Source organism: Phocaeicola sartorii JCM 17136 = DSM 21941 (assembly GCF_054653615.1).
This window is the reverse complement of record NZ_BAAIFW010000005.1, coordinates 409,087-427,531: the sequence shown is the minus strand read 5'-3', so window position 1 is coordinate 427,531 and position 18,445 is coordinate 409,087. Positions and strand designations below refer to the sequence as shown.

At 39.9% G+C, this 18,445-nt stretch carries 16 protein-coding genes; 1 reads left to right on the top strand and 15 read right to left on the bottom strand.

What is annotated here, in order from left to right; genetic code table 11:
* Window positions 1-56: 56 nt before the first annotated feature.
* The 15 genes from ACYQ0C_RS01945 to ACYQ0C_RS01875 all read right to left on the bottom strand — a co-directional run bounded on the left by ACYQ0C_RS01945 (window position 57) and on the right by ACYQ0C_RS01875 (window position 15,009).
* Window positions 57-929: a YjbH domain-containing protein gene (locus ACYQ0C_RS01945; protein ID WP_016275365.1), complete on the bottom strand. Its 873-nt coding sequence runs from the start codon at window positions 927-929 to the stop codon at window positions 57-59.
* An 11-nt stretch (window positions 930-940) separates the two neighbouring features.
* Window positions 941-1,498 (bottom strand): glycosyltransferase, encoded by a 558-nt coding sequence (locus ACYQ0C_RS01940; protein ID WP_016275364.1) that lies wholly within the window; start codon window positions 1,496-1,498, stop codon window positions 941-943.
* Window positions 1,488-2,036, bottom strand: coding sequence for a glycosyltransferase (locus ACYQ0C_RS01935; protein ID WP_016275363.1), 549 nt, complete (start codon window positions 2,034-2,036; stop codon window positions 1,488-1,490). The genes ACYQ0C_RS01940 and ACYQ0C_RS01935 overlap by 11 nt, the downstream gene beginning before the upstream one ends.
* 143 nt (window positions 2,037-2,179) lie before the next feature.
* Window positions 2,180-3,172, bottom strand: coding sequence for an iron-containing alcohol dehydrogenase (locus tag ACYQ0C_RS01930; RefSeq protein ID WP_016275362.1), 993 nt, complete (start codon window positions 3,170-3,172; stop codon window positions 2,180-2,182).
* Between the two features lies 1 nt (window position 3,173).
* Window positions 3,174-3,974 carry an HAD-IIA family hydrolase gene (locus ACYQ0C_RS01925; RefSeq protein WP_016275361.1) on the bottom strand — a complete coding sequence of 267 codons (801 nt, stop codon included), beginning with the start codon at window positions 3,972-3,974 and terminating at the stop codon, window positions 3,174-3,176.
* A complete protein-coding gene (locus ACYQ0C_RS01920) occupies window positions 3,974-4,696 on the bottom strand; it encodes a phosphocholine cytidylyltransferase family protein (RefSeq protein WP_016275360.1) in 723 nt (240 codons plus the stop codon). Before ACYQ0C_RS01920 ends, ACYQ0C_RS01925 begins: the two co-directional genes overlap by 1 nt.
* A 68-nt stretch (window positions 4,697-4,764) precedes the next feature.
* Entirely contained in the window at window positions 4,765-5,961 is a 1,197-nt protein-coding gene (locus ACYQ0C_RS01915) for a CDP-glycerol glycerophosphotransferase family protein (RefSeq protein ID WP_016275359.1), read from the bottom strand.
* A gap of 2 nt (window positions 5,962-5,963) precedes the next feature.
* On the bottom strand, window positions 5,964-7,268 hold the full coding sequence (locus ACYQ0C_RS01910; protein WP_016275358.1) for a glycosyltransferase family protein: 1,305 nt from the start codon (window positions 7,266-7,268) through the stop codon (window positions 5,964-5,966).
* A 12-nt stretch (window positions 7,269-7,280) separates the two neighbouring features.
* On the bottom strand, window positions 7,281-8,510 hold the full coding sequence (locus ACYQ0C_RS01905) for a CDP-glycerol glycerophosphotransferase family protein (RefSeq protein WP_016275357.1): 1,230 nt from the start codon (window positions 8,508-8,510) through the stop codon (window positions 7,281-7,283).
* Window positions 8,503-9,816, bottom strand: a complete 1,314-nt coding sequence (locus ACYQ0C_RS01900; RefSeq protein ID WP_016275356.1) for an O-antigen polymerase — start codon at window positions 9,814-9,816, stop codon at window positions 8,503-8,505. Before ACYQ0C_RS01900 ends, ACYQ0C_RS01905 begins: the two co-directional genes overlap by 8 nt.
* Window positions 9,813-10,859, bottom strand: a complete 1,047-nt coding sequence (locus ACYQ0C_RS01895; protein ID WP_016275355.1) for a glycosyltransferase family 2 protein — start codon at window positions 10,857-10,859, stop codon at window positions 9,813-9,815. The genes ACYQ0C_RS01900 and ACYQ0C_RS01895 overlap by 4 nt, the downstream gene beginning before the upstream one ends.
* 1 nt (window position 10,860) lies before the next feature.
* Window positions 10,861-12,366, bottom strand: coding sequence for a lipopolysaccharide biosynthesis protein (locus ACYQ0C_RS01890; protein ID WP_016275354.1), 1,506 nt, complete (start codon window positions 12,364-12,366; stop codon window positions 10,861-10,863).
* A gap of 17 nt (window positions 12,367-12,383) precedes the next feature.
* Entirely contained in the window at window positions 12,384-12,758 is a 375-nt protein-coding gene (locus tag ACYQ0C_RS01885; RefSeq protein WP_016275353.1) for a hypothetical protein, read from the bottom strand.
* A gap of 7 nt (window positions 12,759-12,765) precedes the next feature.
* Window positions 12,766-13,302 carry a UpxY family transcription antiterminator gene (locus ACYQ0C_RS01880; RefSeq protein ID WP_016275352.1) on the bottom strand — a complete coding sequence of 179 codons (537 nt, stop codon included), beginning with the start codon at window positions 13,300-13,302 and terminating at the stop codon, window positions 12,766-12,768.
* Between the two features lie 849 nt (window positions 13,303-14,151).
* On the bottom strand, window positions 14,152-15,009 hold the full coding sequence (locus tag ACYQ0C_RS01875; protein ID WP_025077045.1) for an ion transporter: 858 nt from the start codon (window positions 15,007-15,009) through the stop codon (window positions 14,152-14,154).
* Between the two features lie 114 nt (window positions 15,010-15,123).
* On the opposite strand from ACYQ0C_RS01875, the gene lacZ reads away from it, so the two are divergent.
* Window positions 15,124-18,219, top strand: coding sequence for a beta-galactosidase, LacZ type (gene lacZ, locus ACYQ0C_RS01870; protein WP_016275350.1), 3,096 nt, complete (start codon window positions 15,124-15,126; stop codon window positions 18,217-18,219).
* Window positions 18,220-18,445: the final 226 nt, after the last annotated feature.

Below are 18,445 nucleotides of genomic sequence, written 5' to 3'. Positions count from 1 at the left end.
GTAAGGATACGGTCCTTTTCTGTTTATCTATGACCCAACATCACCATGTTCTCTTTTCATTTCAAATGGATTCTGAAACAAATTCCTCCCGACAGATATTTGCAACGATTCAATTCTGCTGTCAGATTAATACGTTCTCTCCAAACCGAATACGTCACTCCCACGTTTACTTGATATTTCGGTCCTGCCGGATCAAAATACAGATTATCAGTCACATCAGTATATCCAGGTATCATCTCCGCCATTAGCTGTATGCTATTCAACAATTTAGCAGCAAAAAAATCATTATCCGGCACTTTGAAATGAAAGTCTGCCCCGACTGCAAAATCATTTAAATCATTATCAAAACGCTTCCCATATATCCAAGAGAGATGTATTCCCAAAGTTCCCCAATTTTGCCAAGCAATATGTTTCGTTAAAGCAAGATAATAACGATTCAAAAAGCCATTGCTATAAATACTTTCCGAAGGTTTGCTCAAAGAGCCTCCATCCCACGAGCCACCAATAGCATCATTTCCGCCAATCACGATTTGTGGTGTCCACGATTTCCACCACCCTTCTTTCCAAATTCTAAAACGGATATGAAACGAACGATCTTGATTTACAAACTTACCATACGTAGATGGTACCCAATAGCCCGAACTATTTCCATAATCAATGGGTACAGCTTTATGTCCGGTACATAAATATCCGACTTCCAACCATGAAAAAAATGTCATATTTATATAGTAATTCCATGTATCATACCACCAACGAGGCACTGTAGTATGATGATTTAGCCAGTTGCCGCCAAACATAAATGTTTTATCACGCTGCATGTCGGCGGTGGGCATGTTCATCAAGCCAGTGGTTCCATAGTTGATTTGCGCATCTGCTTGCATCAAATAAAAAATAGCAATATAAACAGTTAATAATATTCTCTTAATCATGCAAGTTTCATTTATAACTTTACAGACTGATAAATAGCCTCCAACTCTTGAATTCGATTCGTTATTAAAAACTTCCGTTCAAAAAGAATACGTGAATTATTACCGTACAAATCTCTTTTCACTTTATCTTCCACAAGTTCACATATCGCTTTTACAAAGGCACCCTTTTCCAAAGGAATCAGTCTTCCATTATATCCATCTTGCACACAGTCCTTATTCCCAGCTACATCAGACGCAACAATGGCTTTACCCAAAGACATCGCTTCAATTACCGCCAATGGCAGCCCCTCATACCGGGCCACCGTCAAATAGAACAGGGAATTATCGACATACTCCAATGTTTTCTTATGGTCAAGCCAAGGGAAAAGATTTATCACTTCCTCCAAAGCATATTCAGCAATCTTCGTTTTCATTCTATCAAGTTCCGGTGAATAATAGCCTACCCCTAACAAAACAAACTTTATCTCAGGATGAAAAAAGTGTACTTCTTTTGCCACTTCCACAAAAAAAAGAGGATTCTTTTGATAGGAAGGTCTTCCTATATAACAAATATATTTATCAGGCTTCATTATTTCTCAATTCATTTACGGCATCCGGAACTGCATTATTCCATACCAAGGCTTTGTTTTCATGATAATGAACCAAATTGACACCCATCACCCGTTCTGACTCCGAACAAGCCAAAAGCCAGGCATTCAATTTTGTAGAACGTTCTATAAGCAAATAGATTTTTCTTTTTAATCTTGATTGAGTACTTAAAAACGAAAAAGCATGAGGAGTATAAAAAGTTTTAGTTCGAGTTAAAAAACCGGCAATCCTTCCCACGACCCCACCTTTGGCACTATGACAATGAAGCAAATCCGGCCGTTCTTTTCTTATTATTCTCACTGTTTGTATAATAGCTTTAAAATCATTCCATAAATTCAAGTTTCGACAAAGGCTTATTCCATACTCTTTCACTCTCTCCCCATTCTTTTCTATTGGCTTATTGTTGTCTTTGTCACCATGAACAAGAATATACTCATAGCCGCCTTCGGCATATGTTATCGAATTCCGGATATAAATATCCAGTCCGCCAATTATTTGGCCAATATGTAAAATCTTCATTGATCTTTTAACAATACTTTGGTGAAAATTTACCGAAGTATTGATTTATAATTCAGGTTCATTATAAAAAAGGGATTCCTTGTTTTTTTCTTCTGTCCAAGAAAGACTAGCAATGCCCCCTAATAACAAGCATCCGACACCCCCTACAACAAATTTAAAATGGTAAAACGCTTTCTTACCCGTATTGCATAAGGGACAAGCTGTTCAAATTCATTTTCATGCCATTTCACATGTTCCTCAATCACCTTATCAAGCCCCATTCTTTTAAAATATTCACTAATATCATATTCTGCATTTCCATGCTCACGATATTTTCTATTAATAATTTCATGCGCCCAGCCAACCTGTAAACCATGTATTGAAGAACGTTCCGGGAAATATTCATCAATTGCATGGCTTATAAGATGTTCCGCTCCACTTGTGACACGAGTCGTACCACACACAATCATAGACAACCCCGAAACAATCAAGCCATTAGTTAACTCAAAAAGGAACTCGTCTGAAAACAAGTCCTGCTCCGTATATTTAAAAAGAGGTACTACACTCTGCCTTGAAAGCATAAATGCCATTTCATTAATAGGTTCATGATTTACATGATAGGCAAGTTTCCAATCTTGAAGAGCTGACAAGTTACTGACCAAATCGGCAACACCAGCATAAATCAACGTCTTGGGAGATTGACGAATAACATCGAAATCAACAATTAATCCTATAGGCGGTTGAACTCCAAAACTCTTTTTCTTTCCATTTTGATTAAGACGGGCGACACATGAATAAACGGCATCATTTGATAAAGCAGAAGGAATATTAATATAAGGTTTATCCATCTTATCAGCGCAATATTTTACTATATCAAGAACACTTCCACCTCCGAATGCAATAAGTAGCCCGTCAATCTCCTTGCATTGTTCCATTATGACGGATGCCTCATCCACACATCCCCCTTTTACAAAAACGACTTTGCAAAATACATTTCTTTCAAGACTGTCCTTGTATACACTGTACAAAAATTCTTGTGTTATCAACACCTTGTCGGAAAAATAAAGATGAGACACATGAAGTAAATTATCAATATCTCCTAAAATGCCTGCTCCTGTCTTAACAATCGCGGGAGTACGTATAAAATTATAATACATATCAATCTTTTATAGCTTCGTAAAGTCCACGGATAGATTCAAAATAAAACGTAGGTTTAAAAGGTGTATTCTTTAAATCATCCAAAGCAGCCTCGCCGGTAAACACACAAACAGTTTCTGTTCCGGCATTTATTCCTAAAGCAATATCAGTATAAAGACGATCTCCCACACAAACGATCTCATCAAGATGAATATTGAACCGCTTCATAGCGACATCAACAATTGTCTTTCGGGGCTTACCCAAAAATAACGGTTCTCTGTCTGTTGCAGCTTTTATCAGCATAGCTATGGCTCCACAATCTGGAACATATTTATTATCCTTAATCGGGCAACGCATGTCACAATTAGTAGCAATATAGGTATAGCCACGGCTAATGTAAAAACATCCACCTTCTATCTTCGCATAATTCAATTCAGTATCGAAACCAAGCAATACATAATCAATGTCAGGCTCTCTGTAATCAATGGGTACCACATCAAAGCCTCCCTCCATCAATTCTTCTTTGAAGGAATCAGTCCCGATCAGATAAACCTTTGCTCCCGGCTTATGTTCGTTCAAATATAACACGGTTGCATTCACAGAAGAAATTATGTTTTCCGCTGTAGCACAAATGCCTAATTGCATCAGCTTTTCAACATAAGTATTTGCACTCTTTGAAGAATTATTCGTCATAAAGACATATTTTTTCCCTTGTCGGTTGAGAGTGTCAAAAAATTCCACAGCCCCATCTATCAACTCATTTTCATGATAAATAGTACCATCCATATCAAGCAGAAAAAGCTTTTTATTTTTCAATCCCATCAGATTTCATCTCCTTCAAATAGTTTTTCTGCTGTATGAAGGTCTTCATGATTATCAATTTCAAACCAACGCCCTTCAATTACATAAGGTTTAAAATCCGCCACATCGAAAATAGCATCCAATGCTACTTCTGTCCAAGAATTGGTATTTCCTTGTATCTCAATGACATTTTTTACTTCTTCAGCAAGAGTTTTTACCGCATGTTCATTCAATTTATAAACATCAATGGAAACAGCATCATATTCTTCTTCAGTGATTTTTTTATTAATATGGTTAATGGAGCCTTTTCCATCAAGCGTTATTTTCATTGATTCCTCTATATATCCACCATCATCGCAAGCGATCATGCTGATTCCCTTATTGACGGGACTAAGCAAACCCGCAATAATATTATCATCATAATACACATCCGCATTCATCAACAAGCATTCTGTTTGCTCCATTGCCTGAAAAACCAGATAAAGCGAATACATATTATTGGTTTCCGCATAACGGATATTATCAATAAAAGTAATATCCGGAAATACAGAGAGATGCTTTTTAAGCATATCTGCCTTATAACCGCCCACTACAACTATATCCGTAATACCATGTTTATGCAAATTACTTATTTGTTTATCAATGATACATACGCCATTTACGGGTACCATACATTTAGGTACTTCATCGGTAATGGGACGTAAACGTGTACCCAGTCCGGCTGCTAAAATAATTGCTTTCATTTTTATTTAATTTATTGTGATTCAAACTAGTTTCCTGCCAATGAATATCCGAAAGGCCTCATTCCCTTTTAAAGTGTAATATGTACTTTTTCAAGTAATCTTTTACAATTATTCCCATCACTATATTTACAGAAAAAGGGTAACACCCGCTTTCTCTCAGCTGCATATGGATCTTTGTCATGTATGCAGTCATCAATAAAAGCCCTAAAATCATCCATCGTTCTAACGTGATGACCGGGCATATAATTAGTCAAATCAGAGAGTATAAAACCACGATTATGACCATACGCTTCCATATCATCCAAGGTAAAAGCCATAGGTCTGTCCAGTACTAAATAATCGCAAAATATAGATGAATAATCTGTAATAAGCGCATCAAACTCCTTCACCAGTTCATACAAGCGCACCCCCCGAGAGATCGTATCTTCATTCTTGAGCACCAGAATATTGGAGAAATTCTTATTAGACTTGAAGGTCGCCAAAGGATGAACTTTTACTACAAGTAAAGCCTTTCTGGCAATAAGAAACCGATTGAGAAGTTCTAATTCAGCATATGTACCGGCTATTGGTAAGGAAGTATTTTCTCCCGAACCAAGATCGTGAAACCGCCCATCATTTGATGTACGGAAAGTAGGCATCCACAAAAATAGCTTTTTATAATTTCCTTTCTCAATGCCAATGCAGGCTAGGGCTTCCTTTGTTGAAAATAAATAGTCAATCCTCGTGTGTCCCAAAACCATTACCTTTGATTCATCGCAACCAAATGCCTTTGCCAAAATCGGCTTGAAAAAATCAGATGCAGACAATACATAAGTGAAGCAATCCAAACGTTCATTGGCATAAACACTATAATTTGTCAGTTTTCCAATGGTTTTTAAAGGAGTACCGTGCCACTGGTTGATGACAACTTGTTTTTTTGAGGGCTCTATACGGAAGTCGCCAAAAGAATAAAACACATATTTTGAGCGCAAATATGCCCAAATACCCTTCAATGCACCAATAGGTTCATAATGAGAAAATGGCAAACGCGTAGTCTCCCTCGGCACACAGACCACTAATTTATACCTTTTGTCATATCCATGCATACACATCCATGAATATAGCGCTTCTGTATTATCGTCCAGAAAATCACGTCCTGAATCATAAAATAGTATCTGTTTCTCTTTCTTAGGAATAACCCGATTCAAGTAACCAAGAAAATGGGTTGTAAACAACAGACATTTTCGAATGAATGAAATATCTTTTAATCTTGAAAAATATGACATTGTTATTTTAGATTAGCAACCTCAATGAAGTCATTATATAATCTTTCCTGAATTTTTTTTATATCATGATTATCACGTCCGCATTTCCAGGCCTTTTCAGCATATTGTCCGATGACTGCCGGACTTTCAGCCACCCGTCTTAATGTATTCTCTATTCCCTCCATATTTTCTTCCACTATAGCCGCATCCTTACTTTTTAGATAATCCATTGAAGCTGTATTGCCCCCAAAAGCCATAATGCACCTGCCGCAATAGAAATAGTCAACCAGTTTAGTAGAAAAAGACAAACGGAAGAAGGATTTATCCGCTCTATTTGTAGGCTCAACATGTATTAAAATATCCGCACTCCGCTGGGTAGCCAGTACCTGTTCATTCGGTACAGGTTTATTCAGTTTACTAACGCCATCTATATTCAACAAACCAGATATCTTATCATCAACAGGAGACAACGTATATACATCCATAAAAAAAGCTTTTGGGCTTTCTATATTTATTCTAGTTATCGCCTGTGCTATTTTAGCTAGAACTTTCCAACGCCCGTTTCCGATATTTCCCATGAATATCAAATGTATCGGCTCATTTACTGAAGCATGAATTTCCGGCTTGTTTTCTTCATCAAACAGATAGCCCTTATATAAAATTCTGCACTCTTTCTGAAAAAAAGCCTCATACTCATTCCGCATCTTCTCTGTAATGGTATAAAGATATTCGCTGGCTTGGGCACATCTCCTTATCAACCGCCTTTCTGATAAATATCTAATCCAATAAAAAGGAGAGAAAGATATCCGCTTCCATGAATAATAATCGTCCCAAGGATATGTCACTAACGGAATATCAAACTTAGTTTTCAGATAAATCATCATCTGGTTTACCACTGGCACATATCCTAAAGTCCCGAATATCAAGTCCGGCTTGAAATCAAGTACAAACGCGTCAAGCCCATTCGATTTCCATTTACCCATTCTGCCAATCATATCCCTGCCGAGGAGAAACAGCTCCCACCTCAATTTACGAAGTCTGTTATATCTAGAAGAGAACTCTCTTTTTCGCCCTCCCTGCGAGTTCTCAAGACAAAACTCGCGTCCTACATATTGTCTGTTCCATATACTCCGAGCCAATCCTTTCTCCGAGATATGAAAATAACGATGCACTAAGGCATTATCCGGAGCATCGTCACGAAAATAGATATGAGCAAATTCTATCCTATCCTCCATGCCTTTAAAAATATTAGAATAAGAATTTCCCACACTAACATCATTACGCCATGGCAAATAGGTAATGACAAGTATTCTAAGTTTTCTAACCATTATCTTATGTTTTCAATTACATTCTTTATTCGAGATAAGACGTATCAGGTATTCATTCAAAGAAGGATAGTTGTCTTGAAAAACAAGTTTTGCAAAATCGCTTCTCTTTTTACTGTAGTTTGATTCACCCATCTCTATAAATATTTCTTTAGCCAAATCTGCCAAATTATCTGCCTTGGGGCCAATATCAAATTTATCAAAGTCCAGCATGATTCCCCTATCCGTACTTTTATAATACTCATAATCGAATACATAAAATATGATTGGTTTTCCCAATGTGGAATAATCAAAAAAGATAGAAGAATAATCAGTAACAAGCGCATCCGAAAATTTCAATATAGGGTATACATCCTCTAATGCCGGAATCATGACAATACTCGGATGAACAACCGATGCCAAAACTTTATCCTCAGGATGGGGTTTAATGAAGAGGTAAATGTTATTCTTATTCAGCCTATCAAGAAAACTATCAATTTCACACTTATCCTTATTCCCCAAAAAACAACTATTTTGATAATCTCTAAAAGTTGGCATATAGATCAGTATCCTCCCTCCTGCGGAATGAATGGAATGCATCTTTGCCACCAGTTCCCCCTCCTGTTCTTCACCAGACAAGATGGCACTGTTTTTCAGAAAATCCACCCGGGGATAAGAACATCTGATGGAATGACTCAATTGTCTCTTGCTGATGCAACAATCAAAAATATGCTCTGCAGCATAATCCGAAGGAATACACAAATTAAAATCACTCCATCCGCCGGGAAAGAGAAATCTGCCTATCGCATCATACAGAGTATCCCCCAAAAAAGAACTTAACCTAAGAGTGGAAGGAGTTGAACTTGCCCTCCAGATCCGTTTCATGGGAAGCCCATGCCAAATATTGATCCTCACGGAAGTCAATGACAGATATCCCAATATATCATCATAAGACTGGTCTATGATATGGTATTGCGCACGCAAATGCAACCATATACTTTTCAGAGACTTTGCTTTAACCACAGGATATCCTCGTTTTTTCAAACTTTCATAAATACTATTGTCACGAGTCACCCAATACATATCATAGCTTGTCCGGTAATTCCTGCAATAGTCTATAAAGAAGTATTTGGAATTATCGGCAAAACGCTTTCCACGCCAACCGCCGGCTACCGCCAGTTTCTTATTTTTAGGAATGACCATACGGAGCATCAAGACTAAAACATTGATGAATAATGCAATCAACCGGTTCAAGAGTTTAATCATGGTACTGAATAAATAAAGATTGTCTAAAATAGAATTTACAAATCATATAAATTATAAGAGCCTCTACCAAATAAGGAAAAGTCAGAATCAAATTTGGCAAACATGCGTAATAAGCCATAACGGGAATGACTACAAAAAAAGAATAAAGAATTATGTTGACAGCCTTCTTCTGTGGGTTGCTGGTTCTCTGCACCTTGTCATAATAGCACCAACTTATCCCCCAATAAAGAAGAAATATATATAACAACATTCCACATAAACCGAAATCTATCAGCGGCGGTCCTAAAATAGTATCCACATTGGCCACAACATTATTCCTTTCATCCAACATGACATTCATACTTCCTTTTTTATCACCTATTTTTGTTTTATATATTCCAAACCTATCCAATTCAATATATTGTCGGCTAAATGTAGTTCTTCCCCATATAGTTTTATCCCTGTAATTTTCCGTTCCATCCTTCAATTTCATATTCAAGACTTGTATAGGACTTCCTATATAATAGGCTACTATTTGTCCTATCGAATATGCATTATTAATAGAAGCTCCTTCACCTTTATTCAACGTATTCAAGGCCCCACCGGCAAACGCAACCACTATTATTCCAATGAGAATACGTCGCATAAACCTGCCTAACTTGTTTTTTTTATATCTCATCAATAAGATAGTCATAAAAAGTCCGGCGGAAACCAGTTTCAACATATCAGTTCTTACCCCTGTAAATATGCAACAAAGGAATAGGCATACAGAGGGTATCAAATGGTGCATTTCTTTACCCACACACGATTTATTCACCACATTGTTGACAAATAAATAAAGATGGACATAAGACAATGCAAATACAACTTTCACACCTTGCTTTGCCACAAAATCCACTTCTACGTCATCAGCTTGTTTAACCGCTGTTATTGCCTCTAATCCCCCATCTGCCCCTATTGATTGTCCTGCTTTCACTACAGCATATATATAATAGAAGGTCAACCATACGCAAACTATAATCAAAAGGACGGATTTACCTGATGGAACATCTATATAGTTCAAAACAGGAGAATAAGATTTTCTAGTCCGTGGTTTCATATTGAGTCTGCATGCCAAGATCATACACAAAAGTCCCAGTGTCACTACAGTAACAGTTTCTTTATAAACAACCATTTCCCACATAGACACCATAGGAAGACAAAGCAACGTAGAACATAAAAAGGTAAATATACTAATGAAAGCAGGAGCCAATATATCTTTCAGAGTTCTATAAGCAATCCACAAAAGAAGAAGTTCTATTAACACCAAAACGACATACCCCGTCATACCTTTTCTTTCCAGAAGTGAATAATATCCAAAGCTGCCACTACAATAAAAAAGCATCCATGCCGAATGCCATAACGAATGACAGAAAGCAATACTTTATATAAAATTCGAACCTTATAAGGAGCCATGGTACAAGCAGCTGCATCTTGTATACATGTATTTCTGCTTATCATCTTTGCCAACTCCATTTTTTCATTGAAAGAAATTCTCTTTTTATGCGTAAGGATACGGAAATAAGGAACCTGAAATAACCTCAGCACAAAGAAACGATATGCATTTTGATAACTAGACGGCAATCCATCAACTAGTTCGCGGCCCATTCTTGCCACAAAATAAAAATCATCCAAAACATTGTCATTAGCTTTGGTTATGGTACTGACTCCTTTACGCATCTGATAAGAATAATGAATGCGGGAACACAAAAAGACTGAAGTACATTTAGATGCATAAAGCATATTAAAGACAGTATCTTCATAACCCGCCCGAAGAACTGTCGGAAACGAAAGCCCATATTGCCTGATAATGTTTTTTCTATAGATGCAATTCCAAATAGTCATAAATGTTTTATCATTGTTCACATTGAATATATGCCCGTATAATTGTTCCTTATCAGTCAACAGGCCTTCAACAAGTGGTTGTATCTTGAAGTGCCGCTTGTTTCCATTCGATTCTATTATGGTATATGAACGCCCAAAGACACACATATCCGCTCCCGTTTTTATGATTGTTTCCACATAATCCCTACAAAGATCACTATCAAAATCATCATCCTGATCTAAAAAAACAATAAATTCCCCATTTGCCTGGCTTATTCCCAAATTACGAGCTGCACAAATCCCTTTATTCTCTGTTGTAAACAGCTTAATACGTTTATCTTTACCGGATAATTCGCGCATGACAAATAAAGAATCATCTTTCGAGCCATCATTTATCAATATAAGTTCATAATCAACAAAAGTTTGTGCAAGAACATTATTAATAGTATTCTTTATATACCGTACGCCGTTATATACAGGTACGATAATGCTTAATAGTACACTCATATTATTTTTTCAATAAATTCGCAATCCATGTTCTATCTTCTTCAGTACACGTAATATTATAATGCAAAACAGCAAACAAAAGAGTGAAAATAAATCCTTTAACGGTAACAGCCGTTATGAGGTGCGTTATGGAAACTCTTACATATCTCTGTATCAACAAAATGAGGACGCAAACAAACGAAGAGACCAATACAGGTATCAAAAAAGAATGAACAAATATTTTCAATGTATCCAAACCTAATTTTATCCTCCAATAATAAAAATAATAGAATACGAACTGTACCAAACAATAGCAAAGATATCCTATAACCGTCCCTCCTATCCCCCAGACGGGTATCAAGAACCAACAAACAGACAACCCCAATGCAGTAGCCACAGCAGATGAATAAGAAAGCGCCCGAATATCATTACCTGCTAAAATTATAGATGAAATTCCTTGATTATGCCCAAAAAGGATAACAAGCAGCCACAAAGACAGCCAAGGAACTAAATGAAGATAAGAAGCTCCTACATAGGCTGTCAACAACTCATCAGCCACTACTATCAGCCCGAATGAACAAAAAGAAAGAGTAACACTGATGTACTTTGTTCCTTGATAAGCTATCCGAAGGATAGCATTTTGATTATTCGTTGCCCGAGCCTTACTTACCGATGGCAATACGGTACTCATAAACGAACCACCAAGCATGGTAGCCAGTGTGACAATACTTCCTATTATTTTATACTCAGCTACCGCTTCCGGTGAAATCCTTATTCCCAAAAATACCGGTCTCAACATATCCATCGAAAATTGAAATATTCCAAATGAAAAGACATTCATGCAATAAGGTAATATTTCTTTCAGAATAGAATTTGTAATACATGGAAGAAAGGAAACACCAGCCAATAACGCTTTTATCTTCACAATAGAAAATGGTATAACAATAAATACAGAAAGGCAAGTAGATAAAAAATACACCTCTATCGGCACCGGAAAGACATAAACAAAAAGCAATATCAAGAACTGGCACAACTTAGGAACTACGGCCATCCGCTGCACCCAGCCTACTTGTTCTGATGCCATTATCACTTGATTAAGGCTGGAACTGTACCAGTTAATAAAAGCACATCCTGCAAGAATCAGTATCAAATGTCTTAAAATAACAGATTCCTCAGAAGATATATTAAAGATTACATCCGAGAAAAGAGCGATGAAAACTAGAACCACTGCATTTAACAAGCCTATCAATCCGTAAAACCCTAATGAAGTTTGAAACAATTTCTTCACTTTGTCCAATTTCCCCTGCGCCATCCACACTGAATAGAACTTTACATTAGTAGAATTAAATCCTAAATCGAGCAACCTCAAATATAAATTGATGCTCAATGCAATGGCAATCAATCCATAATGAGATTTTCCATACAGAAAGAGCAATAAAGGGACTGAAAGAAATCCATAAATACCATTGACAATGTTAAGAGTGACAGTCCATGACACTCCGGTTAATATTGCAGTTTTACTATTCATTCCTACCTTTTAATTTATCATAACACAGACTTCACAGTATCCATGTGCCACTTACAATAACACTCTATTGGAAGCGATGAAACAACTAGCACTTTATAATCAGGCCCACCATGACGAACAATATACCTGCGGAAACAAGCAACTACCTCATCATAAGGTACAGAAACCATCACAACATAATCCGGAAGACTTGCAACCCGAAAAAGAGAAATTTCGCTTGTTCCAAAAATACGATTCAGCCTGTAAGCAGATTGTTCGAAAGCCACCCAATAAGTGCCGATACTATAAAGATGGATAAATTTCTCATTATTCTTCTCCCTGCCGAGAATTTCAGCGTGATGATTCTGAATTAAGTTCTTCAGGCGAATGCCGGAAGGAATTGTTTCTGTCATTATACCGTTATTCTTTGATTACTTCTACCAAATCAGGTGAAAGGGTAGCCATGGCCATGGCAATAATTCCTTGAAGACTGATAACCACCCGGCGGTCCCTCGCCCCCTTTACCTTTATAAATATTCCTTCATAGCCTTTGAAGTCACCTCCGATGATGCGGACTTTCATCCCTTTTCGCAGATTCACTTCATCGGGGCTAAAGAAAATAAGATGCTCATCATAAGTACCTGCCACTGCTATAAACTGCCTCATCTGTTCATCGGGCACAATGATTTTCTGCCCGTTACGGACATCGATCATATATTGAAGATAAGGATTCCTGTCCTTTACCCACTGAAGTTCCGACTGAACGGCACGGACGAAAATCAAGTCGCGGATAACGGGGACAAGTATACGTCTCTTGCGACCGTTCTTTTCCTGCATTTCATAACGCATGGGGATAAAATTGCTTATTCCTTGTTTATCCAGCAGTTCCTTGATTTGCATCCCCCTACGATAGGTGGCGCGCATGGCAAACCATTGCATTTGTTCACTTGAAGACATAGGTGCGGAGCTTTGAAGTACAGATATATACCTATATTTCAATTAGTTACGAGTCATTTCATAAAATACAAGAGTAATCGGACTCTTGTAATCAAGTTCGACCGGAAAAGCTATTTCAATAGATGGAGGATTGGAATCCGCACTATATAGATGCAGCCTGTCGGGTCAACCGATGACCTTCCGCAGATTCCCGAACCGGATGGTTCTTATGTGTTAAATTTTTTATTGCGATACCTATATATAAAAAAGCGCGGGAATCTGTACTCGCTACCCGTCCCGCTGTTTGAGGCCTTCGCATTGCCCGCAGTAGTCTGAACGAGCAACGCAGAAGCCCACGCCGATATGTATAATAACTTGAATATACCTTTGGCTAGCAAAGATATAACAAGGATATAAACATACCTCGCAGACACCTACCATTGCTTTGTTTTTTGACTACTGCTCAAAAATTGCGAAGTTTCAAACAGTCAAGAACAAAACGTCAAGTAAACGTCTTTTCTATATATTTCCCAATTCCTTATTGTCTCCTTTCGGAAACATAGGTATGGAAAACATGACAAAGGTAGGGAATTATTAATAGAATAGAAAATTATTTCCCGTTTTTTTAAGAGAGCCTCACGGCTTTTTCATTTAAGAACACGTTTTTTTGTTTTTGATGTTGATTGTTTATTTGCCTGATAGGTATTTAGTATTTTTCCTCCAGAGTATTCTCTATAGAGTATCATGAACCATCATATCACACTGAAAAAAGTAAGATATCTTCGTGGGCAAAGTAAGATATGTTCCCAGGCAAAGTAACACCGCTTACTTGGCTCACGAAGTCCACATACTTTTCTTTACAACAAAAAACTATTCCAACAGTTTCCCTCCACAGTATTTACAATAAGCAGCCCCCTCCTCATGTCCGCCCTTACCACAGTGCGGACATTTCAGGGTTCCTTTGCGTCTATGCTCCTGAATCATGGACGCAGACACAATTCCCGTGGGGACTGCAATGATGGTATAGCCCAGCAACATCACTACCGCCGAAAGAAATCTCCCTAACGGAGTTTCCGGAGTGATATCCCCATAACCTACCGTTGTCATCGTCACTATCGCCCAATAAATGCTATTCGGGATATTATTGAAAGAAGTGTCCGGCCGCTGCCCCTCAATCATATACATCAACGTGCCGATCGAAGTCACCAATATCAGGACAAACAAGAAAAAAACAATGATCTTCCGGCTGCTGAACACCAAGGAGCGCAACAGGAAATTACCTTCATCCAGGAAACTGAACAGTTTAAATATACGGAACACACGGATCAACCGGAACGTGCGGATCACCAGCAAATAACGTGCCGCACCGAAAAGCCAGCCTATATATAAAGGTAAGGTAGCCAGCAAATCCACTATACCGAAAAAACTCAGAGCATACTTGCGCGGCTTGGGAGAACAATAAAGTCTCAACACATACTCCAACGTAAAAAAGAAAGTAAAGACATACTCCGACACGCGCAAATAGGGACCGATAACCGGATTCCAGCTTTTGATACTTTCGGCAATGACCACCAGAATGCTCAAGGCAATAAACCCTATCAACGCCACATCGAATAATTTTCCCATCGGTGTGTCGCTTTCAAAGATAATCACATATATCTTATGCTTCAGCTTCTCGTCATGCAACACTTTCTGCCATTTACACCAAATTTCATTCAAAAATATCATAATTTCAGGCCTAAAAACACAAATCATTCGCAATTATAACTATTTTGACCGATTTTTCCTCTCAGACCAGTCACTATTTTCACTATATTTGCACAAAACCAATTAAATAATAGCATGAAGAAACAACTTATGACAGGTCTGTTCACAGCCCTCGCCCTTACAGCAGGCGCGCAGACCTTCCAAGAATGGCGCAATCCGGAAATAAATGCGGTAAACCGTGCGCCGATGCACACTAACTACTTTGCTTTTGAAAATGCGGATGCAGCCAAGAAAGCGAACAAAAAACAATCAACTAACTACATGACCCTGAACGGAACCTGGAAGTTCAACTGGGTGAAGGACGCGGACTCCCGACCCACTGATTTCTGGAAAACCGGTTTCAATGACAAAGGCTGGGACGACCTGCAGGTTCCCGCCGTATGGGAACTGAACGGATATGGCGACCCCATCTATGTGAACGTGGGCTATGCCTGGCGCAACCAGTTCAAGAACAATCCTCCCGAAGTGCCGACAGAAAACAACCACGTAGGCTCTTACCGCCGCGAAATCGTGGTTCCCGCCTCATGGAAAGGAAAAGATATTATCGCCCACTTCGGTTCGGTTACCTCCAACATGTACTTGTGGGTGAACGGACGGTATGTAGGCTACAGCGAGGACAGCAAACTGGAAGCCGAGTTCGACCTGACGCCCTACTTGAAGCCGGGGCAGGAAAACCTGATCGCTTTCCAGGTATTCCGCTGGTGCGACGGCACCTATCTGGAAGACCAGGATTTCTTCCGGTATAGCGGTGTGGGACGCGACTGTTATCTATATGCCCGCAACAAGAAACGCATTCAGGATATCCGTGTGACTCCCGACCTGGACGCAGCTTACCAAAACGGCAGCCTGGCTGTCAATCTGGACTTGAAAGGCAGCGGCAAAGTCGATCTGGAACTGGTGGATGCACAAGGCAAGCAAGTGGCTACCGCCACCGCCAACAAGTCCGGTCTGGTGACCATGAACGTAGAGAATCCTAAGAAGTGGAGTGCCGAGACACCTTATTTATATACCTTGCGTGCCAGCATGCAGGGCAGCGATGAAGTGATTCCCGTCAAAGTAGGTTTCCGCAAGATCGAATTGAAAGGTGACCAGATCCTGGTCAACGGCAAGGCCGTTCTGTTCAAGGGAGCCGACCGCCACGAGATGGACCCGGACGGAGGATATGTCGTATCTCCCGAACGTATGCTTCAGGACATCCAGATCATGAAGCAGTTCAACCTGAACGCCGTACGTACCTGCCACTATCCGGACGACAATCTGTGGTATGACCTGTGCGACCAATACGGTATTTATGTCGTGGCCGAAGCCAACGTGGAATCTCACGGCATGGGCTACGGCGACAAGACACTGGCCAAGAACCCCTCGTACAAGAAGGCCCATCTGGAACGTAACCAGCGCAATGTACAGCGCGGATTCAACCACCCGAGCATCATCTTCTGGTCACTGGGAAATGAAGCCGGTGACGGACCCAATTTCGAAGCCTGCTACCAATGGATCAAAGAAGAAGATCCCAGCCGTGCCTGCCAATACGAACAAGCACGCCAGAAAGACCATACCGACATTTTCTGTCCGATGTATTACGGCTATGAAGGAATGGAAAAATACGGCCAACGCACGGATGCCACCAGACCGCTGATCCAGTGTGAATATGCGCACGCCATGGGTAACTCGCAAGGTGGTTTCAAGGAATACTGGGATATCATCCGCAAATACCCGAACCTGCAAGGCGGATTTATCTGGGACTTCGTTGACCAGTCCTGCCGCTGGAAAGGAAAAGACGGCGTGATGATTTACGCTTACGGAGGAGACTTCAACCGTTTTGACGCTTCGGACAATAACTTCTGCGACAATGGTCTGATCAGCCCCGACCGTGTTCCCAACCCACACATGTATGAAGTCGGTCACTTCTATCAGAACATCTGGACCACTCCCGCCGATTTAAGCAAAGGAGAAGTAAATGTGTTCAATGAAAACTTCTTCCGCGATCTCTCGGCCTACTACATGGAATGGGAAGTGCTGAAAGATGGAAAAGCAATCCGCACCGGACGCGTGGATGATTTGAAAGTCGCCCCTCAGGAAACAGCCAAGATTACATTGAACATCGGCAAGACCTGCACCTGCAAGGAATGGTTGCTGAACGTTGCCTACAAACTGAAAAACCGCGAAGGCTTACTGCCCGCAGGCTTCACCGTGGCCAAGAACCAGTTGACACTGAACGGCTACAAAGCACCGGCAATGGACTTGAAGAACGTGGAAACGACCAACGTACCTACCGTTGTTCCGCAAATCATTGACAACCAATATCATTATCTGATCGTAAAAGGCAATCACTTCGTAGCCGAGTTCCACAAACAGAACGGTTACTTAAGCAAATATGCAGTGAACGGAACAGAAATGCTGAAAGAAGGCGCAGCCCTGACTCCTAACTTCTGGCGTGCCCCGACAGACAATGATATGGGTGCCGGCCTGCAGAACAGATATGCGGCTTGGAAGAACCCGGGATTGAAACTGGTTTCTTTGAATTCCAAGACAGAAAATGACCAGATAATAGTGAATGCGGAATATGACATGAAGAATGTTTCTGCCAAATTATATCTGACATACGTCATCAACAACGAAGGAGCCATCAAGGTTACCCAAAAGATGACAGCCGACAAGAATGCCAAAGTATCTCCGATGTTCCGCTTCGGTATGCAGATGCAGATGCCTAAGAGCTTTGAAACCGTAGAATATTACGGTCGTGGTCCGATAGAAAACTACAGTGACCGCAATCACAGCACAGACCTGGGCATTTATCGCCAAAGCGTGGATGACCAATTCTACTCTTATATCCGTCCGCAGGAAACAGGAACCAAGACCGACATCCGTTGGTGGAAGCAACTGAATGCCGGTGGAAACGGCCTGAAGGTAGTAGCTGATGCTCCATTCTCCGCATCCGCCCTGCATTATACCATCTGTTCACTGGATGATGGCGTGCAAAAAGACCAGCGTCACTCTCCCGAAGTACAGAAAGCGGACCTGACCAACCTGATCATCGACAAGGCTCAGATGGGATTGGGCTGTGTAAACAGCTGGGGTGCTCTGCCGTTGCCTCAATATATGCTGCCCTACGGTGATTATGAATTTACTTTCATCCTGACTCCGGTGAAACATCATATCGGGATAGAATAAGACACAAGTTTAAACGATAGAAAACAGGGTGGCTGGATTTGGTTTCCAGCCACCCTGTTCTATTCTCTCTGTTCTTCATAGCTACTGCCATTTACAAATTTCACAAAACGAGTATAACACAAACATCTGTCCTAATCATCTCTTCAAAACACATTTCCCTCCTTTTTTCCTTCAAATTCTTCATACGCGAACAAGCCATTGTATCTCAAGCTATTACAATGAACCA